This is a genomic window from Promicromonospora panici, assembly GCF_900608595.1.
In the GTDB taxonomy this organism is placed as follows: domain Bacteria; phylum Actinomycetota; class Actinomycetes; order Actinomycetales; family Cellulomonadaceae; genus Promicromonospora; species Promicromonospora panici.
The window spans coordinates 53,786-73,760 of record NZ_UWYY01000029.1; the positions used below are offsets into that span (position 1 = coordinate 53,786).

21 protein-coding genes and 1 pseudogene are annotated in these 19,975 nt (G+C 72.1%); 3 read left to right on the forward strand and 19 right to left on the reverse strand.

The features are described 5' to 3' along the window. Window positions 1-30 precede the first annotated feature (30 nt). From EW117_RS26375 to EW117_RS26440, 14 genes are all read right to left on the reverse strand, one after another. Window positions 31-852, reverse strand: a complete 822-nt coding sequence (locus tag EW117_RS26375) for an alpha/beta fold hydrolase (protein ID WP_129789698.1) — start codon at window positions 850-852, stop codon at window positions 31-33. Next, window positions 849-2,054 (reverse strand): lyase family protein, encoded by a 1,206-nt coding sequence (locus EW117_RS26380; protein WP_129789699.1) that lies wholly within the window; start codon window positions 2,052-2,054, stop codon window positions 849-851. Before EW117_RS26380 ends, EW117_RS26375 begins: the two co-directional genes overlap by 4 nt. Further along, a complete protein-coding gene (gene pcaG, locus EW117_RS26385; RefSeq protein WP_129789700.1) occupies window positions 2,047-2,709 on the reverse strand; it encodes a protocatechuate 3,4-dioxygenase subunit alpha in 663 nt (220 codons plus the stop codon). The genes EW117_RS26380 and pcaG overlap by 8 nt, the downstream gene beginning before the upstream one ends. Further along, window positions 2,702-3,508 carry a protocatechuate 3,4-dioxygenase subunit beta gene (gene pcaH / locus EW117_RS26390; protein WP_242504580.1) on the reverse strand — a complete coding sequence of 269 codons (807 nt, stop codon included), beginning with the start codon at window positions 3,506-3,508 and terminating at the stop codon, window positions 2,702-2,704. Before pcaH ends, pcaG begins: the two co-directional genes overlap by 8 nt. A 53-nt stretch (window positions 3,509-3,561) precedes the next feature. Next, the gene (locus EW117_RS26395) at window positions 3,562-4,755 is read right to left on the reverse strand and encodes a 4-hydroxybenzoate 3-monooxygenase (protein ID WP_242504581.1); all 1,194 of its coding nucleotides are present in this window, start codon (window positions 4,753-4,755) and stop codon (window positions 3,562-3,564) included. 2 nt (window positions 4,756-4,757) lie between these two features. Further along, window positions 4,758-5,435 carry a 3-oxoacid CoA-transferase subunit B gene (locus tag EW117_RS26400; RefSeq protein WP_129789702.1) on the reverse strand — a complete coding sequence of 226 codons (678 nt, stop codon included), beginning with the start codon at window positions 5,433-5,435 and terminating at the stop codon, window positions 4,758-4,760. Next, complete coding sequence (locus tag EW117_RS26405) at window positions 5,432-6,130, reverse strand: 3-oxoacid CoA-transferase subunit A (protein ID WP_129789703.1); 699 nt, start codon at window positions 6,128-6,130, stop codon at window positions 5,432-5,434. Before EW117_RS26405 ends, EW117_RS26400 begins: the two co-directional genes overlap by 4 nt. After that, window positions 6,127-7,362: a thiolase family protein gene (locus EW117_RS26410; RefSeq protein WP_129789704.1), complete on the reverse strand. Its 1,236-nt coding sequence runs from the start codon at window positions 7,360-7,362 to the stop codon at window positions 6,127-6,129. Before EW117_RS26410 ends, EW117_RS26405 begins: the two co-directional genes overlap by 4 nt. A 75-nt stretch (window positions 7,363-7,437) precedes the next feature. Continuing rightward, window positions 7,438-8,238 (reverse strand): IclR family transcriptional regulator domain-containing protein, encoded by an 801-nt coding sequence (locus tag EW117_RS26415; RefSeq protein WP_129789705.1) that lies wholly within the window; start codon window positions 8,236-8,238, stop codon window positions 7,438-7,440. Window positions 8,239-8,274: 36 nt separating this feature from the next. Beyond that, window positions 8,275-9,195, reverse strand: coding sequence for an ABC transporter ATP-binding protein (locus EW117_RS26420; RefSeq protein ID WP_129789706.1), 921 nt, complete (start codon window positions 9,193-9,195; stop codon window positions 8,275-8,277). Window position 9,196: 1 nt separating this feature from the next. After that, window positions 9,197-10,003, reverse strand: a complete 807-nt coding sequence (locus tag EW117_RS26425; protein WP_129789717.1) for an ABC transporter permease — start codon at window positions 10,001-10,003, stop codon at window positions 9,197-9,199. A gap of 5 nt (window positions 10,004-10,008) precedes the next feature. Beyond that, window positions 10,009-10,812 carry an ABC transporter permease gene (locus EW117_RS26430; protein ID WP_242504582.1) on the reverse strand — a complete coding sequence of 268 codons (804 nt, stop codon included), beginning with the start codon at window positions 10,810-10,812 and terminating at the stop codon, window positions 10,009-10,011. Beyond that, a complete protein-coding gene (locus tag EW117_RS26435) occupies window positions 10,809-11,783 on the reverse strand; it encodes an ABC transporter substrate-binding protein (RefSeq protein ID WP_242504583.1) in 975 nt (324 codons plus the stop codon). The genes EW117_RS26430 and EW117_RS26435 overlap by 4 nt, the downstream gene beginning before the upstream one ends. Window positions 11,784-12,005: 222 nt before the next feature. Further along, complete coding sequence (locus tag EW117_RS26440; RefSeq protein WP_207212070.1) at window positions 12,006-12,947, reverse strand: ABC transporter substrate-binding protein; 942 nt, start codon at window positions 12,945-12,947, stop codon at window positions 12,006-12,008. A gap of 162 nt (window positions 12,948-13,109) precedes the next feature. On the opposite strand from EW117_RS26440, the gene EW117_RS30385 reads away from it, so the two are divergent. From EW117_RS30385 to EW117_RS26445, 3 genes and pseudogenes are all read left to right on the forward strand, one after another. Then, window positions 13,110-13,376, forward strand: coding sequence for a hypothetical protein (locus EW117_RS30385; protein ID WP_242504589.1), 267 nt, complete (start codon window positions 13,110-13,112; stop codon window positions 13,374-13,376). A gap of 35 nt (window positions 13,377-13,411) precedes the next feature. Next, window positions 13,412-13,507, forward strand: a pseudogene (locus tag EW117_RS30890) (WYL domain-containing protein); the annotation flags it as partial. A 57-nt stretch (window positions 13,508-13,564) separates the two neighbouring features. After that, the gene (locus tag EW117_RS26445) at window positions 13,565-13,942 is read left to right on the forward strand and encodes a WYL domain-containing protein (RefSeq protein ID WP_479725118.1); all 378 of its coding nucleotides are present in this window, start codon (window positions 13,565-13,567) and stop codon (window positions 13,940-13,942) included. Here the strand turns inward: EW117_RS26445 and EW117_RS26450 are convergent. The 5 genes from EW117_RS26450 to EW117_RS26470 all read right to left on the reverse strand — a co-directional run. Continuing rightward, a complete protein-coding gene (locus EW117_RS26450; RefSeq protein WP_207212072.1) occupies window positions 13,881-14,774 on the reverse strand; it encodes an anchored repeat-type ABC transporter permease subunit in 894 nt (297 codons plus the stop codon). The two genes, EW117_RS26445 and EW117_RS26450, sit on opposite strands and share 62 nt — an antisense overlap. Continuing rightward, a complete protein-coding gene (locus EW117_RS26455) occupies window positions 14,771-15,634 on the reverse strand; it encodes an anchored repeat-type ABC transporter ATP-binding subunit (RefSeq protein ID WP_242504584.1) in 864 nt (287 codons plus the stop codon). The genes EW117_RS26450 and EW117_RS26455 overlap by 4 nt, the downstream gene beginning before the upstream one ends. Then, a complete protein-coding gene (locus tag EW117_RS26460; protein ID WP_129789708.1) occupies window positions 15,631-16,641 on the reverse strand; it encodes a choice-of-anchor M domain-containing protein in 1,011 nt (336 codons plus the stop codon). Before EW117_RS26460 ends, EW117_RS26455 begins: the two co-directional genes overlap by 4 nt. A gap of 68 nt (window positions 16,642-16,709) precedes the next feature. Further along, window positions 16,710-18,323, reverse strand: coding sequence for an anchored repeat ABC transporter, substrate-binding protein (locus EW117_RS26465; protein ID WP_242504585.1), 1,614 nt, complete (start codon window positions 18,321-18,323; stop codon window positions 16,710-16,712). Between the two features lie 46 nt (window positions 18,324-18,369). After that, window positions 18,370-19,975: TIGR03773 family transporter-associated surface protein (locus EW117_RS26470; RefSeq protein ID WP_129789709.1), on the reverse strand; the 1,606-nt coding region annotated here is incomplete at its 5' end.

Genomic DNA, 19,975 nt, shown 5'->3' on the forward strand with positions numbered 1-19,975 from the left:
CGGATCCGGTGTCCGTCCCGTGATCGCCGGTCACCGGACGGCCCTCACGGTCACGAGCTCGCGCACGAGGTCGGCCACGCGGACGGGAGCCTCGGCCGGGGCGAGGTGCGCGACGCCGTCGAGCACCTCCGTGCGGACCGCGCCGACGGCCCGGGCGATCTCCTCGAGCGCGGCGGGCGGCGCGGGGACGTCGTACTCGCCCGCGATCGTGACGACGGGCACCGGGGCCGCGGTGAGTCGCGAGCGCACGTCGTAGGTCGCGAGGGCGCGGCACACCGCGCCGTAGCCGAACCGGTCGGCCGTGTGCAGGCCGGCGAGCAGCCGCAGCACCACCTCGGGCTCCCGCTCGACGAACCCGGGGCCGAACCAGCGCTGCGTCGAGCCGACGACCTGCGTGGGCGTACCCGCGGCCTCGACGAGCCGTGCCCGCTCGAGCCATGGTCCGGGTTCGCCGAACCGGGCCGCGGTGCAGATCAGGGCCGCACCGAGCAAGCGGTCGGGCGCGTCGAGCAGGAGCTGCAGCCCGACGGCACCACCCACGGAGACGCCCGCGTACCAGAACGGGGCACCCACGTCGCCCCGCTCGGCCTGAGCCCGGTCGACGACGTCGAGCAGCCCCCGCGCAAGGTCTGCGATCGTCAGCCCGGCGAGGTCGGCGGTTTCCGGGGCGGGCGCCGTGCCGTGCCCCGGCAGGTCCCACCCGACGACGTCGATGTCGCCGGTCAGCAGCGGCACGACGTCCTGCCACAGCGCGGTCACGCTGGTGCCGAGTGACGGTCCGAGCACGAGCAGCGGCCGGGTCCTGTCGGTGAGCGCGTGGGCGCTGGCACCGAGCGCGGGAGCGGCGGTCATGGTTCCTCCAAGCCGGTCTCGTCAGGTGCGGAATCGCCAGTGGCGGCGAGCCGAGCGAGCACGCGGTCGACGACGGTGGGCGCGACCCCGACGCCGCGCGCGTCGGGTAGCGCGGCGTGCAGGTTCCGCGCGGCCGCCGAGGTGTCGACCTCGAGCCCTTCGAGCAGCTCGGCGCCGAGGCGAGCCGTGACGACGGCGTGCCGGCCGAGCTGCTGCAGTGTCGGCCACTCGGCGTGCCACGCGCCGTCGGACCGCTCGTCGACGGCGAGGCCGGCCGCGCTCTGGACGGTCGCGGCCAGGTGCGGCGCCGCGATCGCCGACCGGCGCAGCAGCACGGAGAGAACGGGGTTGCGCTTGTGCGGCATGGCCGACGACGTCCCCCGGCCCGGAGCCGCCGGCTCGCGCAGCTCGCCCATCTCAGGGCGCACCCCCTGGAGCACGTCGCCCGCTACGTGCCCGAACGCGGCGCAGGTCTCGGCGAGGCCGGCCGCCGCCCGCGTCATGGGCGTGCGCGTGGTGTGCCACGGGCCGGGCGGGACTGGCAGGCCGAGCTCCGCACCCCAGGCGTCGACGAGGATGAACGGGTCGTCGGTGAGCCGGGAAACGCCCGAGAGCTCACCGGCAGCGCCGCCGTAGGCGAGCGGGAGAGCCCCGGCGGCGTCCGCGAGGAACCGGCGGGCGGCGTGCAGGCCGCCGAGCCAGCCCGCGAACCGGGCTCCCAGCGTGGTGGGGACGGCGGCCTGGGCGAGCGTTCGCCCCAGGGCCGGGGCGTCGCGATGGGTACGTGCGAGACGGGCTGCCGCCACGCACGCCCGGTCGAGATCGCGGACGGCGGCGTGCGCGGCGTCGCGCAGCACCAGGACGAGCGCGGTGTCGAGCACGTCCTGGCTGGTCAGGCCCGCGTGAATTGTCGCGGCGTGCTCGGGGACAGCGGCTCGCAGCCGGGCCAGCAGGGGGATCACCGGGTTGCCGCCGCCCGCGGACTCGGCGGCGATCTCGCGCGCGAGCCGTTCGGCGGCGGCACCGCCGAGCTCCGCGGACGCCGCCCCGACGGCGTCCGCCTCCCCGCCAGGAACCCGCCCGACGGCGGCCTGAGCGCGGACCCACGCCACCTCGGCCGCCAGCAGCGCCCGCAGGACGGCGACGTCGTCGGTGACGTCGTCGCCGTCCGCCCCCGGCCACAGCAGGCCGACGTCAGGCACCGACGCCGTCCTTGCCCGCCGCGGGCCCCTCGTCGTACGTGAGGAACACGGTCTCCCCCTCCCCCTGCAGCCGGACGTCGAAGCGCAGCGAGCCGTCGGGCTCGCGGGCTGTGACCAGCGTGGCGCGCCGTTCGGGTTCGAGCGAGGCGAGCAGGGGGTCGTTCTCCAGCGCGCCCGGGATGAGCGCGACGCCGTCGGCTGCGTCGTCGGTCGTGGCGTCCGGCAGGTAGGCCCGGGTGAACAGCCGGTCCTGCAGGCCCCGGGCGAAGACGGTCACTACGAAGAACGGCGCACGGCCCGGCTCGGTGGCACCCGGGTTCAGGGTGCGGAACCAGTAGCCGCCCTCGCGGTCGGTCTCGGCGCGGCCCCAGCCGGTGAACGTCCCGTCCCGCAGCAGGGATCCGGAGCGCGCCACGACCTTCCCCGCGGGGTCGGTCTGCCAGATCTCGATCAGCGCGTCGGGCACCGGGGCGCCCGCGCCGTCGTACACCGTCCCGTGCAGGCGCACGGCGCCGGGCGTGCCGGGCTCGACCAGCTCGTTGCCGCGCGTGTACGGCAGCGCGTAGCCGAAGAACGGCCCGACGGTCTGCCCAGGGGTCGGCCCGAGCAGCCCCTCTGCCGGTTCACGCGCCGGCGCTGTCACCACGTCACTCATCGCCGTCCTCCGGCTCGGTCCAGGTGCGGTGGGACCCGGTCAGCACGATGTCCCACCGGTATCCGGTCGCCCACTCGTGCTGCGACACGTCGTGGTCATAGGTCGCCACGAGGCGGTCCCGGGCGCGCGGGTCCTGGATCGACTGGAAGATCGGGTCGAGCGGGAACAGCGGGTCTCCGGGGAAGTACATCTGCGTGACGATGCGCTGCGTGAGCTCCCGCCCGAAGAGCGAGAAGTGGATGTGGGCCGGGCGCCACGCGTTGAAGTGGTTCTTCCAGGGGTAGGGGCCGGGTTTGATGGTCTGGAACTGGTACCAGCCGTCGTCGTCGGTCAGCATCCGCCCGATCCCGGTGAAGTTGGGGTCGATCGGCGCCGGGTGCTGATCGCGCTTGTGGATGTACCGGCCGGCGGCGTTGGCCTGCCAGACCTCCACGAGCTGGCGGCGTACGGGCCGCCCCTGCCCGTCGACCACGCGGCCGCGGACCACGATCCGCTCCCCGATCGGCTCACCGTTGTGCTGCACCGTCAGGTCGGCCTCCAGCGCCCCGATGTCGCGCTCGCCGAAGACGGGGGCGAACAGCTCGATCGTCTCCGGGTCGGCGTGGTGCAGGTCCTTGGTCGGGTGGCGCAGGAGCGAACTGCGGTACGGGGGCCAGTCGCGCCGCGGGCCGAGCTCCTCCGGCGCGCCCTCCTCCAGGCCCTTCTGATACGCGTCGTGCCCGGCCTCGATCTCGGCGCTGAGCTGCGCCTGCGACTCGGCCGCGGTATCCAGCGCGGTGTCGGGCCCTGTCTCGTTCATCGTCATCTCCCTCTCGACCTCACCGTTCGACGTCGTCCGCGCGTCGCCCGCGCTCACGACGCGGGACCCCCGAGCACGGGACCCCAGCCGGTGTACCCCTCGGCGAGGAAGCGCCGGCCGGCCTCCGAGGAGGTGAGGGTGCGCAGCTCGGCAACGCGGCGCCGGGCCGCGAAGCCGGACTCGCCGGGGTGGGAGTGCAGCATGCCGCTCATCCACGCGGAGAAGTGCTGTGCGCGCCACACCCGCTCGGACACCCTGCTCCCGTACTCGTCGAGCACCGCGTCGTCCCGCTTGGCGAGCCACGTCTCGAGCACGTCGTGCAGCACGACGACGTCCGCGAGCGCCAGGTTGAGGCCCTTGGCTCCGGTGGGTGGGACGGAGTGTGCGGCGTCGCCGGCCAGCAGCATGCGGCCGTGCCGTACGGGCTCCACGACGGAGGACCGGAAGCGCAGCACCGACCGTTCCTCGACAGGGCCCTCGATGAGCCGGAACCCGTCGGGCCCGGCGACCCGGCGTTGCAGCTCGGCCCAGATCCGGTCCTCGCTCCAGCCGCTCGGGTCCGCATCTGGGTCGCACTGGAAGTACATGCGCTGGTGGGTCTCGGTGCGCTGGCTGATCAGCGCGAAACCGTGCTCGGAGGCGGTGTAGACGAGCTCGGGCGCGCTGCGCGGTGCCTCGACGATGACGCCGAACCAGGCATAGGGGTACTCGTGGGAGAAGGTGCGGCGCTGCGCCTCGGGCAGCGTGTGCCGCAGGGTAGAGCGCGAGCCGTCGGCCCCGACGAGCACGTCGCAGCGCAGCTCGTGGGTCGCCCCCTGGGCGTCGGTCCAGAGCACGCCGGGCCGGTCGGTGTCGCGGTCGAGCACCTGGGTGACCGTGGCTTCCCAGCGGATGTCGCCGCCGTCGGCCTCGCGCCGAGTCGCCAGGTCGATGAAGACGGCGGTCTGCGGGTAGAGCCACACGCTGCGTCCGGTGAGCCCGGTCAGGTCGATGTGGTGGTCCTCGCCGTCGAACCGCAGGACGATCCCGTCGTGCCGGTCGCCCTCGCGGACCACCCGGTCCAGGCCCGCGTCGACGAGGGTCTGCACCGAGCTCGCCTCCAGGATCCCGGCCCGGTGCGTGTGCTCGATCTCGTGGCGCGAGCGGGCCTCCAGCACCACGTGCTCGACGCCGGAGCGGTGCAGCAGGTGCGAGAGCAGCAGCCCTGCAGGGCCGCCGCCCACGATCGCCACGGGCGTGTGTTCCACGGTCAACGAGTCCTCCCGAGCGTCGGGCCGAGTGTCAGGCCGAGCATCTTCTCGAGCTCAGCGTGGGTCGTGCCGAACAGCTCGACGACGTGCGCGCCGTCGGGTCCCACGTCGATGATCGCGAGCTCGGTGTAGATCCGGGACACGCAGCCGACGCCGGTCAGCGGCAGCGTGCAGCGCTCCACGAGCTTGGGCCGGCCGTCCTTGGTCAGCAGGTTCATCATCACCACGGTGCGCCGGGCACCGATGGCCAGGTCCATCGCCCCGCCGACGGCGGGAACGGCGTCGGGGGCTCCCGTGGACCAGTTCGCCAGGTCGCCGGTGGCCGAGACCTGGAACGCGCCCAGCACGCAGACGTCGATGTGGCCGCCGCGCATCATGGCGAACGAGTCGGCCTGATGGAAGTACGACGCGCCGGGCAGCTCGGTCACCGGGATCTTGCCCGCGTTGACCAGGTCGGGGTCCACGTCGTCCGGCTCCGGGGACGGGCCCATGCCCAGCATCCCGTTCTCGGTGTGCAGGGTGATCCCGCGGCCGGTGGCCAGGTGGTCCGCGACGAGCGTGGGCAGCCCGATGCCGAGGTTGACGTACGAGCCGTCCGGGATCTCGTCCGCGACCCGGGCGGCGATCTGGGCCTTGGTCAGCGGCGCCCGGCGTGCTGCGGTCTCGGTGGTGGTCATGCCGACTCCTTCATCGCGATCGTCGCGTTTCCCGCGATCTCGACGACGGCGTCCACGTAGATGCCCGGTGTGACCACGGCCTCCGGGTCGAGGGTCCCGGTCGGGACGACCTCCCGCACCTGCACCACGGCACGCCGCGCGGCGGCCGTCATGATCGGGCCGAAGTTGCGCGCCGTCTTGCGGTACACGAGGTTGCCGACGCCGTCTGCCCGGTCGGCCCGCACCAGGGCGACGTCGGCGTGGATCGGGTACTCCAGCACATGGTCGACCCCGTCGATCCGCCGGTGCTCCTTGCCCTCGGCCAGCGGCGTGCCGAAGCCGGTCGGCGTGTAGAACGCGCCGATCCCGGCGCCGGCCGCCCGGATCCGCTCGGCCAGGTTGCCCTGGGGCACCAGCTCCAGCTCCACGGCTCCGGACCGGTAGGCGGAGTCGAAGTGCCAGGAATCCACCTGGCGCGGGAAGGAGCACACCATCTTGGCCACGCGTCCCCGCTGGATCAGCCGGGCGAGCGGGTCGTCCCCGTTGCCGGCGTTGTTGCTCACGACCACCAGGTCCGAGGCGCCCTGCTCCAACAGGGCCTCCACGAGGTCGGTCGGCTGCCCCGCCGGCCCGAACCCGCCGATCATCACCGTCGCGCCGTCGGCGACGTCCCCGAGCGCGTCGAGCGCGCTCGGCGCGAACCGCGCCGCGCTCATTCAGGCCTCCCGTTGGTCACGTTCTCCAGCACCACGGCCATGCCCTGCCCGACGCCGATGCAGATCGCCGCGACGCCCCAGCGGGCGCCGTCGGCCACGAGGCGCCGGGCGAGCGTGCCCAGCACCCGCGTCCCCGACGCCCCCAGCGGGTGCCCGACTGCGATCGCGCCACCCCACGCGTTGACGAGCTCCATGTCGACACCCCAGGCGTCGGTGCAGGCGAGGGTCTGCGCGGCGAACGCCTCGTTGATCTCGACGGCGGCGACGTCGTCCCAGGTGATCCCCGAGCGATCCAGGGCACGCTCGGCGGCCTCGACCGGCGCGTACCCGAAGTACTGCGGTTCGTTGCCGACCGCCGCCCGGCCGGCGAGGCGGGCCAGCGGTTCGAGGCCGGTCAGCGCGGCCGCCCGCTCGGACCCGATCAGCGCCGCCGAGGCGCCGTCCGTCAGCGGTGAGGAGCTGCCCGCGGTGACGGTGCCCTCGGGGCCGTCGCTCGCGGGCCGGAACGACGGCGTCAGGGCCGCCAGCCGCTCCAGCGAGGTGCCGGGACGGATCGGCTCGTCCCGGAGCAGCTTCTCGCCGGCTGCCTTACCGGACGCCGTGTCCGGGTACGGCGTCACGAGGTCGTCGTAGTGCCCGGCCTCCCAGGCGGCGTGGGCCAGTGTGTGGCTGCGCAGCGCGTACTCGTCCTGCCGCTCGCGGGTGATGCCGTACTTCTCGCGCAGCCGCTCGGTCGCCTCCCCGAGCGAGACCGTCCACTCAGTTCGCATCCGCGGGTTGACCATCCGCCAGCCGAGCGTGGTCGAGGACAGGTTCAGATCGCCCGCCGGGAACGGCCGCTCGGTCTTGGGCAGCACCCACGGCGCGCGGCTCATCGACTCGACGCCGCCCGCGACGACGACGTCGGCGTCGCCCGTCTCGACCGCGCGGGCCGCCTGCACCGCAGCCTCCAGCGACGACCCGCACAACCGGTTCACCGTGACACCCGGCACCGTGACCGGCAGACCCGCGAGCAGCACGGCCATGCGCGCCACGTCCCGGTTGTCCTCCCCCGCACCGTTGGCGTTGCCGAGGATCACGTCGTCGACGACGGCGGGATCCAGCCCCGGCGCGCGCCGCACCTGTTCGCCGACCACGAACGCGGCCAGGTCGTCCGGCCGGATGTGCGCGAGCGCACCTCCGTACCGCCCGAACGGCGTCCGGACTGCGTCGAAGACATAAGCCTCTTGCATCACGTCACTCCCCTACATGTTGTCGTTACCCTCACGGCTGGCCTCGCCACCGCCCCGGTGCCGCCGCCCGGCCGCCTACCGCATCCGCGCCAGATCGGCCTCGATCGCCGCTGCCGCCTTCAGCAGCGGAGGCAGGAGGTGCTCCAAAATCTCGGCGATCTCGCCACGGCGGACCGGCGCCGAGACGTTCACCGCCGCCACTACGCGCCCCGTACCGTCCCGCAGCGGCGCCGCGACCGAGCGCAGCCCCTCCTCCAGCTCCTGGTCCACCAGTGCCCAGCCCTGCTCGCGGACCCGGACCAGCTCCGCGCGCAGGTCCCGCTGCTTCGTGATCGTCCGCGACGTCAACGGCGCGAGCTCGGTCGAGGCGAGGTAGGCGTTCAGCACTGCCGGCTCGGCGTGAGCGAGGACCGCCCGACCCATCGACGTCGCGTACGCCGGGAACCGCGTACCCACGCGGATCGCGGCACTCATGATCCGGTGCGTCGCCACACGGGCCACGTAGACGATGTCCGCGCCGTCGAGCACCGCCACCGACGACGACTCCCCCACCTGCTCGGAGAGCTCTTGCAGGTGCACCGTCGCGATCTCGGGCAGCGTGAGGCTCGAGAGGTAGGCGTACCCGAGGTCGAGGACCGCCGGCCGGAGCGAGAACTCACGCCCGTCGGTCGCGACGTACCCGAGCTCGACCAGCGTGTGCAGGAACCGGCGCGCCGAGGCACGGCTGAGCGACGCCTCCCGGGCCACATCGCTCAGGGTGAGCGACGGCCGTTCGCTGTCGAACGCACGGATCACCGCCAGCCCGCGCTCCAGCGACTGCACGAACTCGGGCGCACGTGCTGCCACGTCGTCGTCAGCGTTCGTCTCGTCGGTCATCAGGCCCCTCCTCGGATCGGCTCAAGCCGGCTCGGCTCATCGAACGCGCGGAGGCCCCGACGCGCCACCGGGCTCGACGCCGACTGCCGCCGGGTGGGTGAGGTGCGCTTCGGCCAGGCTGCGTACGCCCTTCTTCGCCTGCTGCACCAGCTCGTACACGTGCGTGCGCAGGCGCGCGAACTCCGCGTCGCCACGCGTCTCGAGCTGGTCACGCTCGGCGCCGAGACCCACCGCCACGTCCTCCAGCACGACCGTAGGCCTGGCCGACAGGACCAGCACCCGCTCGCCGAGGTAGATCGCCTCGTCGATATCGTGCGTCACGAACACCACGGTGATCCCCAGCCGCTTCCACAGCGTGCGCACCAGGTCCTCGAGCTCGAAGCGCGTCTGCGCGTCGACCGCCGCGAACGGCTCGTCCATGAGCAGCACCTGCGGCTCGTACGCGACGGCCCGCGCGATCGCCACTCGTTGCTGCATACCCCCGGAGAGCTGCCACGGGTAGGACCCGGCGACGTCGCCCAGGCCCACCGCCGCGAGCGTCTCGCGCACGAGCTCGGTCCGGCGCGACCTCCCGACACCCTTCTCCTTGAGCGGCAGCTCGACGTTCTGGGCGACCGTCATCCAGGGGAACAGCGAGCGGCCGTACTCCTGGAGCACCACGGCCATGCCCTGCGGAGGGCCCGTGATCGCGGACTCGCCGAGCACGAGCTCGCCGGATGTGGCGGGCATGAGGCCCGCCATGCAGCGCAGCAGAGTCGTCTTGCCCGCGCCCGAGGGGCCGACGACGCAGACGAGCTCACCGGGCCGGATCTCGAAGGTGAGGTCGGCGATGGCCTCGACGGGCTCACCGCGACCGGAGTAGACCTTGCGGAGGCTGCGCACGGCGAGCCGCGCGCCGCCGGTGCGGTCCGCGACGTCATCGGCCGTCGTGCTCACCGGGCTGGTCGGGCTGGACATGTCAGGCACCTCCGTGCTGGGACTGCCGGTACCCGAGGTACCAGCCGAGGACCGCGTTCGTCACGGCCCGAAAGACGAGGGACAGCAGCACGCCCACGACGCCGAGCAGGATGACCCCGCTCCACATCTCCGGGATGGCGAAGCTGCGCTGGAACTGCACTATCGAGAAGCCCAGGCCGTCCTTGGCCGCGAACATCTCGCTGATCACCATCAGGATGATCCCGATCGAGAGGGCCTGTCGTGCGCCGGTCACGATCTGCGGGCTCGCGCCACGCAGCACGAGGTGCCGCACCGTCGCCACCCGGCCCAGCCGGTAGGCGCGGGCCGTGTCGCGCAGCACAGGGTCGAGACCGCGCACACCCTCGACCGTGTTGAGCAGGATCGGCCACAGACATCCCGTGGCGATCACGACGATCTTCATCGTGTCCCCGATCCCGAGGAACAGCATCAGGATCGGCACCATCACGGGCGGCGGGATCGCGCGGAAGAACTCGAGCACCGGCTCCGCGTAGGCGCGCAGGACTCGCGAGGACCCGATGGCCACGCCGAGCGTGACACCCACGACCAGCGCGACGGCGTAGCCGCTGAGCAGGCGCAGCACGCTCGGCACGACGTCCACCGCGATCCGGCTCTCCCCGAACGGCGAGGAGAACCACGTGTCCCCGAACACTCCCACGATCGTGCGCAGCGGGGGGTTGAAGTACGAGGTGCTGCCCGCGGTCAGGACCCACCACACCGCGAGGATCACGACGGGCAGCCCCACGGCCAGGAGCACGGGCTGGAGCACCGATCGCAGTGCCTTGACCATGCCGCTCACGCCGCCACCTCCCCGCGGACCGACGGGTGCCAGAACAGGACCCGGCTCTCCAGGACACGCGCCAGCACGTTGACCGCGACGCCGAGCAGGCCTGCGACGACGACGTAGGCGTACATCGAGGCGACCGCGCCAGAGGACTGCGCGATGCCGAGCAGCTTGCCGATTCCCGGTGTCCCGATGAGCAGCTCACCGGTCACCGTGAGGATGAGGGCGACGCTCGCGGCCAGGCGCAGGCCGGTCATGGCGTACGGCAGGGTCGTGGGCCAGATGACGGTGCGGACCCGGGTCAGCGGCGAGAACCGGTACGACCGGGCGGTGTCGGAGGCGACGGGGTCGACGTCCTGCACACCCGAGAGCACCTGCACCAGGACCTGCCAGAAGCTCGCGTACACGACCAGGAGCAGCGTCGAGGCCATCCCCGTGCCGTACAGCAGGATCGCCACCGGGATCAGCGCGACCGACGGCACCGGCCGGAGGAACTCGATGGTCGACGCCGTCACGGCGCGCAGCGCAGGCACCGACCCGATGACCACGCCCAGCACCACACCGGCGACCAGCGAGATCGCCAGCCCCGTGACCCACGTCGTCAGCGTCTGGCCCAGCGCCGTCCAGAACTCAGGCATGCCGAGCCGGTCGGCGAGCGCGACGAGGATCTGCGACGTGGGCGGCAGGAACCGAGCGTCCACCAGGCCCAGCCGCGGCATGATCTCGACCACCAGGAGCAGGGTCGCGACCCCCGCCAGGCCCAGGGCCCAGACGGGGGTGCGACCACCGGAGATCCGGTTCACCGCGGAGTTCACGGCAGGAGCTTGCTCACGTCGACGGGCTCGTCGAACATGCCGTACTCCAGGCCGAGGTCGGCGAGCACCTCGAACGACGACGCCTCCAGGCCCGGCGCGAAGCGGGGCATGACCATCGCTTCCTTCACCGCCGGGTCGATCTCGGTGTACGTGTCCAGGACCGCGCGGGTCTCGTCCGGGTGCTCCTCGGCGTAGGTCAGGGACTCCTCCATGGCCGCCGTGAACGCCTCGACGGTCTCCGGGTCCTCCGCGATCTGCTGCTCGGACGTGAAGTACGCCGCGACCATCAGCTCCGGGTCGGTCTCGGCGAAGTTCGACGCCACGACCTTCGCGCCCTGCTGCAGCGCCGTGGTCACGAACGGTTCCACGATCCACGCGGCGTCGACCTGCTCGCCGGCGACCGCGGCAGGCATGTCGGGGAAGCCCATCTCGACGAACTCCACCGCTGCCGGGTCGCCGCCGGCGTCGTCGACGACCTTCCGGATCGTGGTGTCGCCGATGTTGTTGAGGGTGTTCACCGCGACGGTCTTGCCGACCAGGTCGGCCGCGTCCTCGATGTCGGATCCTTCCGGGGCGACAACGGCGCCGAAGTCCTCGCCGGGCGTGCCCGTGGTGAAGTTGCCGGCCGAGACCGCCTTGAGCGGCAGGCCCTGCGAGGACGCGACCAGCAGGGACGTGACGTTGCTGAAGCCGAACTGGTACTCGCCGCTGACGACGGCCGGAACGATCGCGGCCCCGCCCTGGGCCAGCTCCAGCGTGACGTCGAGGCCTTCGTCCTCGAAGAAGCCCTCCTGGACACCGAGGTAGATCGGTGCGACGTCGACGATCGGGATGACGCCGACCGTGACGGGGGTGAGCGCCCCGTCGTCCGGCGTGCTCGCCTCCTGCCCGGTGTCGGAAGGGCCGCCGCAGGCGGCCAGGACCAGGGCCGCGGCCGTACCGGCCACCGCGAGTGGGAACGTGCGTCGCACTGGGGGTTCTCCTTCGAACATGCTGCTTGCGATGAGGTTCGGCGCACCAGAGAGAAGGTGCAGTTGTGCGGCATCCGAACCAGTGTGCTCACAGAGAACACTGCCAGCGTCCGCCGTCGAGGTCAACACCCTGTCGGATCACGATCTGGTCAATACGTCCATTGCACGCGAAACGGGCGGTCGGTGCGCTGCGCACCGACCGCCCGTCGCCGATCCCGCCGTCTACGGCAGGAGCCGGGTCACGTCCACGGGCTTGTCGAACATGCCGTACTTGAGGCCGAGATCGGCCACCACCTGGAGGTATGGCGTGTCGAGGTCGGGAGCGAACCGGGGCATGATCAGGACCGACCGCACGACCGGGTCGATCTCGGTGTAGGTGTCGAGAACCGCACGCGTCTCGTCCGGGTGCTCGGTGGCGTACGTGAGGGACTCCTTGATCGCCGCGGTGAAGGCCTCCACGGTCTCCGGGTCCTGAGCGATCATCTGGTCCGAGGTGAAGTAGGCCGCGATCAGCAGGTCAGCGTTGGTCTCGACGAAGTTGGAACTGATGATCGTCGCTCCCTGCTCCACCGCGTGGGTCAGGTGCGGCTCGACGACCCACGCGGCGTCGACCTGACCGCTGACGACGGCGGCCGGCATGTCGAGAAAGCTCATCTCGACGAACTCCACGGCCTGCGGGTCACCACCGGCGGCGTCGACCACGCTGCGGACCGTTGTGTCGCCGATGTTCTTGAGCGAGTTGACGGCAACGGTCCGGCCGGCGAGGTCAGCCGAGCCATTGATGCCGGAGCCGGCGGAGGTGACCACGGCGCTGAAGTCCCTACCCGGCTGGCCCGTGGTGAAGTCGCCCGGCGCGACCACCTTGACCGGCGCCCCGTCGGACGACGCGACCAGGAGGGATGTCACGTTGCTGAACCCGAACTGGTACTCGCCGTCGACCACCGCCGGCACGATCGCCGCCCCGCCCTCCGCGGGCTCGAGCGTGACGTCCAGCCCGTGGTCCTCGAAGATTCCCGTCTCAACGCCCAGGTAGATCGGAGCGACGTCCACGATCGGGATGACACCCACGGTGATGGCGGTGAGCTCACCATCAGCGGAGGCAGATCCCTCCGGGGCTGCGCTGGTCGGGGTACTGCACGCGGCCAGGGCCACAGCCGCAGCCATGGTCGCAACAGTGAGCGGGAACATGCGACGCACTGGTGATCTCCTTCGAGCAGGGTGCTTGCAATGACGTGCAGAACACCCCTTCCGTTGCGCGGCGTGCGAGGTCCGAACGGGTGTGCAGAGAGAACCGTGCCCGGGTGTGCCCGCGCGGTCAATACCGTAGTGGTCACGATCGGGTCACCGAACCGCGGCGCGTGGGAGCAGCGCGAGTGGCCGGGTCGGCACACGCCTCACCAGGCGGTCGCCGTGGCCCTCGGCCTGGTCGCGGCGGCGTCCGGCTCGGTCTCGGGCATCGAGGAGACGTCGCTGCGCGCTCTGCTGAAGCTGGAGCAGACGCTGCCCTCGCGGCTGCGGCACCGCGTCGACGTGCTGCGTTCGGCGACCGTCACGGCCGCGGCCGGCGGCCCGACCGTGGACGCGCGACGCTGACCACGATCGCGGATGCGGCCCACCGCCACGAGCAGCTGCGCTTCGACTACCTCGACCGCGAGGGCGAGGCGACCAGGCGGCGGGCCGAGCCGCACCGCCTGGTCCACACCGGACGGCGCTGGTACCTGCTGGCCTGGGACACCGACCGTCAGGACTGGCGCACCTTCCGGGCCGACCGGATCAGGCCCGTGGTGCCGAACGACCCCCGGTTCGAGCCGAAGGAGCCGCCGGAGGACGCGCTGACACACGTCCTCGGCGGCATCGGCTCGCGCGCGTGGCGGTACCAGGCACGGATCCGCCTGGCGGCAAGCGTGGAGGCCGCCTCGAGCCTGCTCCCCGCGGGCAGCGGGCTGCTGAGTCCGTCGGACGACGGCGGCTGCCTGTGGGAGACCGGCAGCGACTCGCTGATCGACCTCGCCGCCTACATCACGCGCCTCGACCTCGACTTCACGGTAGAGAGCCCGCCGGAGCTCCGAGCCTGCCTGGAGCGCCTGGCGGAGCGCTTCACCGCGGCCGCGGCCGGGCGACCTCAACCTGCTGCCGATGCCGCACAGCGGCCCGAGTGAGTACCCCGTGCCGGGGCGCGAGCAGCCAGGCCAGCAGGAACACGGCCGTGGCGACGAGCACGATGGTGCCGCCGACCGGCAGGTCCAGGCTCCACGACAGGTACAGGCCGACCAGGGCCGAGCCGCCGCCGATGACCGGGCCGAGCAGCATCATCGGGCCGAGCCGGTCGGTCAGGAGCCGGGCTGCCGCGGCGGGCGTGACCAGCAGCGCCAGGACGAGCACGTTGCCGATCGTCTGCACCGAGATCACGATCGCCGCAGCGACCACCACATAGAGCAGCAGGTCGAGTCGCATGACGGGCAGCCCGAGCGCACGTGCCGACTCCCGGTCCAGGCTGACGGCGACCAGCTCCTTGTGGAACGCGAACAGCACGGTCATCAGGACCAGCCCGACCACGACGGCGATCATCACGTTCTCGTCAGGGATGCCGACGATGGACCCGAACAGGAAGTCCTGCAGGGACCCGGCGTAGCCGGGGGCGGTCGAGATGATCACGATCCCGAGCGCGAACGCGGCGACGAAGAAGACGCCGATCACGGAGTCCTCCCGCAGCCGGCGGTTCTGGGCGAACAGCGCGACCAGGAGCGCCGTCGTGATGCCCGCGATCGCGCCGCCGAGCACGAGCGAGCCCTGCAGCACGAACGCCACCGCGAGGCCGGGGAACACGGCGTGCGCCACGGCGTCGCCGATGAAGGCCATGCCGCGCAGCACCACGTGGGTGCCGACCACGCCGCAGACCACGCTGGAGAGCACGGCCATGAGCAGCGCCTTGGGCAGAAACGCGAGATCCGGGTTGAGCAGGTCCTGGACGAAGTCGACGGGCGAGATCATGAGCGCACTCCCCCGTCCGACCCGTCGGCCGGCCGGCCCTGGGCGACCTGGCTGATCGCCGTGAGCAGCGGTGATCCCGCCGAGACCCCGAACGCCCTCATCCACGGCTCCGGACCGGCCAGCTCCGCCGGGGTGCCGGACGCGACGACCGTCCGGTTCAGGAGGCAGAGGCGGTCGCACGCGTGCACCGCGCCCACCAGGTCGTGGTTGGTCATGACGACCGCTCTCTCCTCGTCAGCCAGCTCCCGGAACAGCTCGGTCAGGTGTTCCTGGGTGGGGACGTCCAGACCGGTGAACGGCTCGTCGAGCAGAAGGATCCGGGGGTTGAGGGCCAGCGCTCGGGCCACCAGCACCCGCTGGCGCTGGCCGCCCGAGAGCTCACCCACGGGCCGCTGCCGCAGGTGGGTCAGCTCCACGCGGTCCAGCGCTCTCCGCACCTCCCGGTAGTCCTCCGTCCGGGCCCCGCGCAGCCAGCCGATGCGCGTGACCCGCCCGGTCAGCACTGCCTCCTCGACGGTGACCGGGAAGTCCCAGGCGAACTCGTGCCGCTGGGGTACGTACCCGATCGAGCGGGTCACGGATGCGGACCTGGTGCGCCGTCGTCCGCGGCGCACGTCCTGGCCCGCGATACTGATCCGGCCGGATGACGGCACCAGTCCCAGCACGGCCCGCAGCAGCGTCGTCTTGCCCGCGCCGTTCGGGCCGACCAGGCCCAGCAGCTCGCCCTCGGCGACTTCGAGCCGGACGTCGTTCAGCACGGGCCGGCCGCCGAGAACGACGGCAAGGTCCCGCACCTGCAGGACGGCGGAAGGTCCCGGGCCGGCCGATGTGCGCGTGTCGCCCGCGACGGTCGCCGTCACGACTCGTCCCCGGCGTCGTGATCGGCCGCCGCACGCGCCCGGCGCGCGCTCACTACGCGGGCGATCAGCACCAGGAGCAGCACGAGACCGGCCGCCGCAGCTCCCCAGACCACCGCGCCAGGACCACTGCTGTCCGACGGCGCCGCGCCCGCCCCCGGCGCATCCGGCACCTCCGCTGCCGCGTCCTCCGACGGCGAGGTGTCCGGCGAGGCATCGCCCTCAGCCGTCTCCTCGTCCGACGCCGTGTCGTCGGCCACCGCCACCAGCGCCTCGGAAGGATCGGTGTCCTCGCCGACGGCGAACACGAGGGTGCTCTCGTCCTCGACCGAGGTCCCGTCCTTCAGGTCGGCGAGCATGGTCACGTCCAGCCGGTAGATGCCGGGCTCCGTGAACACCCAGTTGGCGTGGACGTGGGTATTGACCTCCATCCACAGCTCCTGGGGCAGGGGCCCGCCCGAGTCCCACAGCACGTTCGGCGGCCCGGTCACGCCCTCCTGGAGGAACACGAACACCTCGCCGGGGCCGTCCAGGCCGTCGAGCCGGAGCGACGCGCCCAGGTCGATCGCATCCACGACCTCCGGGTCCTGCGTGTTCCAGCCCAGCCAGACGACGTCGGGCGCCTGCGTCTGCGGCACCACGTGCAGCGGGGTTCCGGGCTCGACACCGAGGAACTCGTAGTTCGCGCCGTCCGGCGCCGGCAGTACCGCCGCGTCGCCCAGGTGCAGCACCGTACGTTCGGGGTCGCGCCAGACGGACGGGACCTCACGGTCGTCGCGCGCGAGCGTCGTCCACTCGTCGTCGAGGAACCGCGGTCCGACGTCGACGTGCCCGTCGGTCACCACCTCGTCCTCGGCCACCACCTCCTCGTCGGCCTCGACGGTCTGCTCCAGCCCGGCGTCGTCCGGGGCGTCGGCCACGGCGGCCGGTGCGGCGCTGACCGCCAGGCCGGCGACCAGCGCGGCAGTGCATGCGGCCGCCAGACGGGTCCGCCTGGTTCGGGAAGTCATGGGTACTCCTTCTGCTTCATGGCGCGCATCCGCATCTGCCTGCCAGCGCTTGTCCGCGCAGTGGCCGGTCATGTCAGGCACCGGCGGAGGCTGTCCGCGTTGGCGCGCATCAGGTCGACGTAGGTGGTGACGCGGTCGTCGAACGCGTCGGAGTAGATCGGGCAGACCTGCAGGTCGTTCTCGCGGGCCACCTCGGTGAGCACGGTGGACCGTGCCGCAAGGTTGGGTTCGAGGAACACCGCGGGCACGTCGAGGGACTGGACCGTCCGGGTGAGCTTGATCCGGTCGGCCACGCTGGGCTCGGAAGCCGGGTTGGGCGTCACGAAGCCGGCGATGTCGACGTCGTACGCCTCGCCGAGGTAGGCGAACGCGTCGTGCGTGGTCACGAGGTGTCTACGGGAGAGCGGGATCTGCGCGATGGTGCTCTCGACGTAGGCGTCCGTCTCGCGCAGCTCAGCCAGGTACGCCTCGGCGTTCGCCCGGAACTCCGCCGCCCGGTCCGGGGAGGCCGCGATCAGGGTGTCGCGGATGACCTCCACGTAGGCCTGCGCGTTGCGGACGTCCTGCCACAGGTGCGGGTCGATCTCGCCGTGCACGTGCTTGCCCAGCACCGCCTGGGGCAGCAGGTAGACCTGGTCCCCCGGCCTGCCCAGGAACCCGAACCCCGGCTGGGCGGGCACGGAGGCGAGCGCCTTGTTCGGCACGGAGACCACGGTCTCGGCCGGATCGAGCACCTGGGTGTGCGGGTGCTCGACGTCGCCCCGGTCACCCGGGCCTTCGCCAGCACCGTCCACGGCCTCGCTCACCGGGGTGTCGGTCTGCAGCACGATCGCGCCGTCGTCCAGGTCCACGGTGACGTCGGCATGGCCGCCGTCCACCACTCGCGCGCCCTCCATGCCGGGCACTGAGTACGGGTCGACGCCGACGGCGAACGTCATCGACGCCTCCCCCAGCGGCCGCGGATCGCCGCCGGGCTCGACCACCAGGTCGGACTCCATGGCGATGCGGTAGATACCCGGTTCGGTGAATGCCCAGCTCATGTGCGTGTGTGCGTCCGTGGGGAGAGTCGCGGTGTCCCGGGCGTACCCGTCGGCGGCGTCGAAGCCGTCGCCCGAGTCGAAGTAGATCCGCGGCTGCCCGAACGTCTCGGTCAGATATCCCGCCAGGCGCCCCGGTCCGTCCACACCGGTCACCCGCAAGCGCGCCTCCGACGCCCGGGTCGTCCCGACCTCCGCACCCGTTCCGCTGACCCGTAGCCCGAGCCAGATGGTGTCGAGGTTGACGTTCTCGACCAGCGGTATCACCTCGGCGGCGTACTTCGTCGCCGACTCCGCCAGCGAGATGTTCGGGGCCTCGTCGGGCAGGTTGGCGTCCAGCGTCGTGACCACCGCGTGGTCCTCCAGCAGCAGGTAGTTGCTGAAGGCGACGTCCGCGTAGACGACGTCGCGGACGTCCCGCAGGGTGGGGTCGTAGGAGTGCGGGTCGCCCGTGGGCGGCACGATCGAGGTGACCTCCACGCCGTCGCCGGCCACGTTGCGCGCCAGGTCGGCCAGGATGCCGGTCGTGGTCACCACGCGGAGCCGGTCGTCGTCCGCCGGATCGGTGTCGCTCACGCAGCCGGTCAGGATCAGCGCGCCCGCCGCGATCATGCCGACCGCGGCGGGCCGCCACCGCGAGGTCACGGTCGGGCCACCGATGCGCACGGGACCAGCGCCCCGTCCTGCCCCGTCATGCTCGTGCCTGACGACGCCGCGCGACGACGACGAGCGCCGCTCCCATCAGCACGAGGAGGCCGGCCAGCAGCAGCGGCTGGAACACGCTCGCGCCCGTGCTCGCCAGCGCGGCACGCTGGTCGGCGCTGAGGTCGCACTCCTCGCCGGACGCCGTCCGGCCCACGTAGGTGGTCTTCGTCGTGGTCCCCGTGGTGTCACCCACGGAAAACTTCAGCGTCGCCTCGTCCGACGCCGTCCCGCCGCTCTTCAGCGGGACCGACTGCGTCATCGTCACCGAGTAGACGCCGGGCTTCGTGAACGCCCAGTTGGCGTGCACGTGCTGGTTGAGCTGAACCGTCATCGACTTCGGGAACCCGGGCAGGGTGCCGAAGTTCTTGGCACCGACTCCCCCGAACGTTCCGGTGGCGTACACGCCGAGCTCACCGGGGCCGTCGACCCCGTCGAGCGTGAAGGTCACCGGGCCGTCCGCGGCCTTGATGAGGCTGGGGTGCTGGGTGTTCCAGCCGATCCAGGGGACCCCGTCCTCCTGGACCTGCCCGACCGACCAGATCGTCGAACCGGCAGCGCCCAGGAACCCGAACTCGCTGCCCGCCGGCACCTTGTCCTCGGCCGCCTCGCCCAGCCGGAAGGTGAGCGACGCCGGATCGGCCCAGGACGACGGCTGCTCGCGGTCGTCCTTCACGCGGGCGACGAGCTCGCCGTCCTGCACCATCGACCCGAAGTCGAAGTGACCCGAGGAGATGCCGCCGACGGCGGGCGTGGTGACCTCGCGCGTGACCGGCTCCGGCACGCACTGCTCGGGCTGGTCGCCCGGATTGCCGTCGTCCGGGTCGCCGTCCGGGGTGTTGCCGCCGGTCCCGGGGGCATCGCCCGGGCCGTTGCCCGGGTCCGTACCCGGGTCGTCGCTCGGCGTCGGTCCCGGGTCGTTCCCACTGGGTCCGCCCGCCTGCTCTGCACCCGCGCGGAAGTGGTAGTCGGCGGCAGGTCCGGTGATCGTGCGGCCGTCGGACGTCCGCAGGCGCGGCGTCACCTTCACGTGATAGTCCCCCTTGGCGGTGAAGACCCAGTTGGTGTGCACGTGTGCGTTCGCCGCGATCGGGATGGTCCCGCCGTCGGACTTCGTCGTGTCGATGTACCGGTTGACCGGCTGGCCGAACGAGTCGTTCTGGAACGTGAACACGTCGCCCGGCCCGTCGACCTTCACCACGAGCGACACCGGGCTGCCGGACGCCGGAGTGATGCCGGTGCCGGCCAGCGAGGGCAGCAGCCGTTCGGTGCTCCAGCCGGCCCACGGCAGGTAGTCCTGGTCGCTACCGGTCTGCGAGCCGAGCCAGGCGGCCCGGCCACCATGCTCACCGAGGAATCCCCAGGCGCCGGTCGCCTCGGGTAGCTCGACCTGACCGCGGGGGTCCTCATAGGCGAACGTCACGTCCTCCGGCGAGCGAAATGCCGTGCTGTCGGCGTGGATCCGGGTGTCGTCCTTGACCGACAGGGCGAGGCGCCCGGAGTCGTCGTCATAGGTGGTCTCAAAGGCATCGGCGTGGCCGTGGTCGAGCACGTACTCACGATCCCTGTCCCTTTTACACATCTCCGAGCCCACG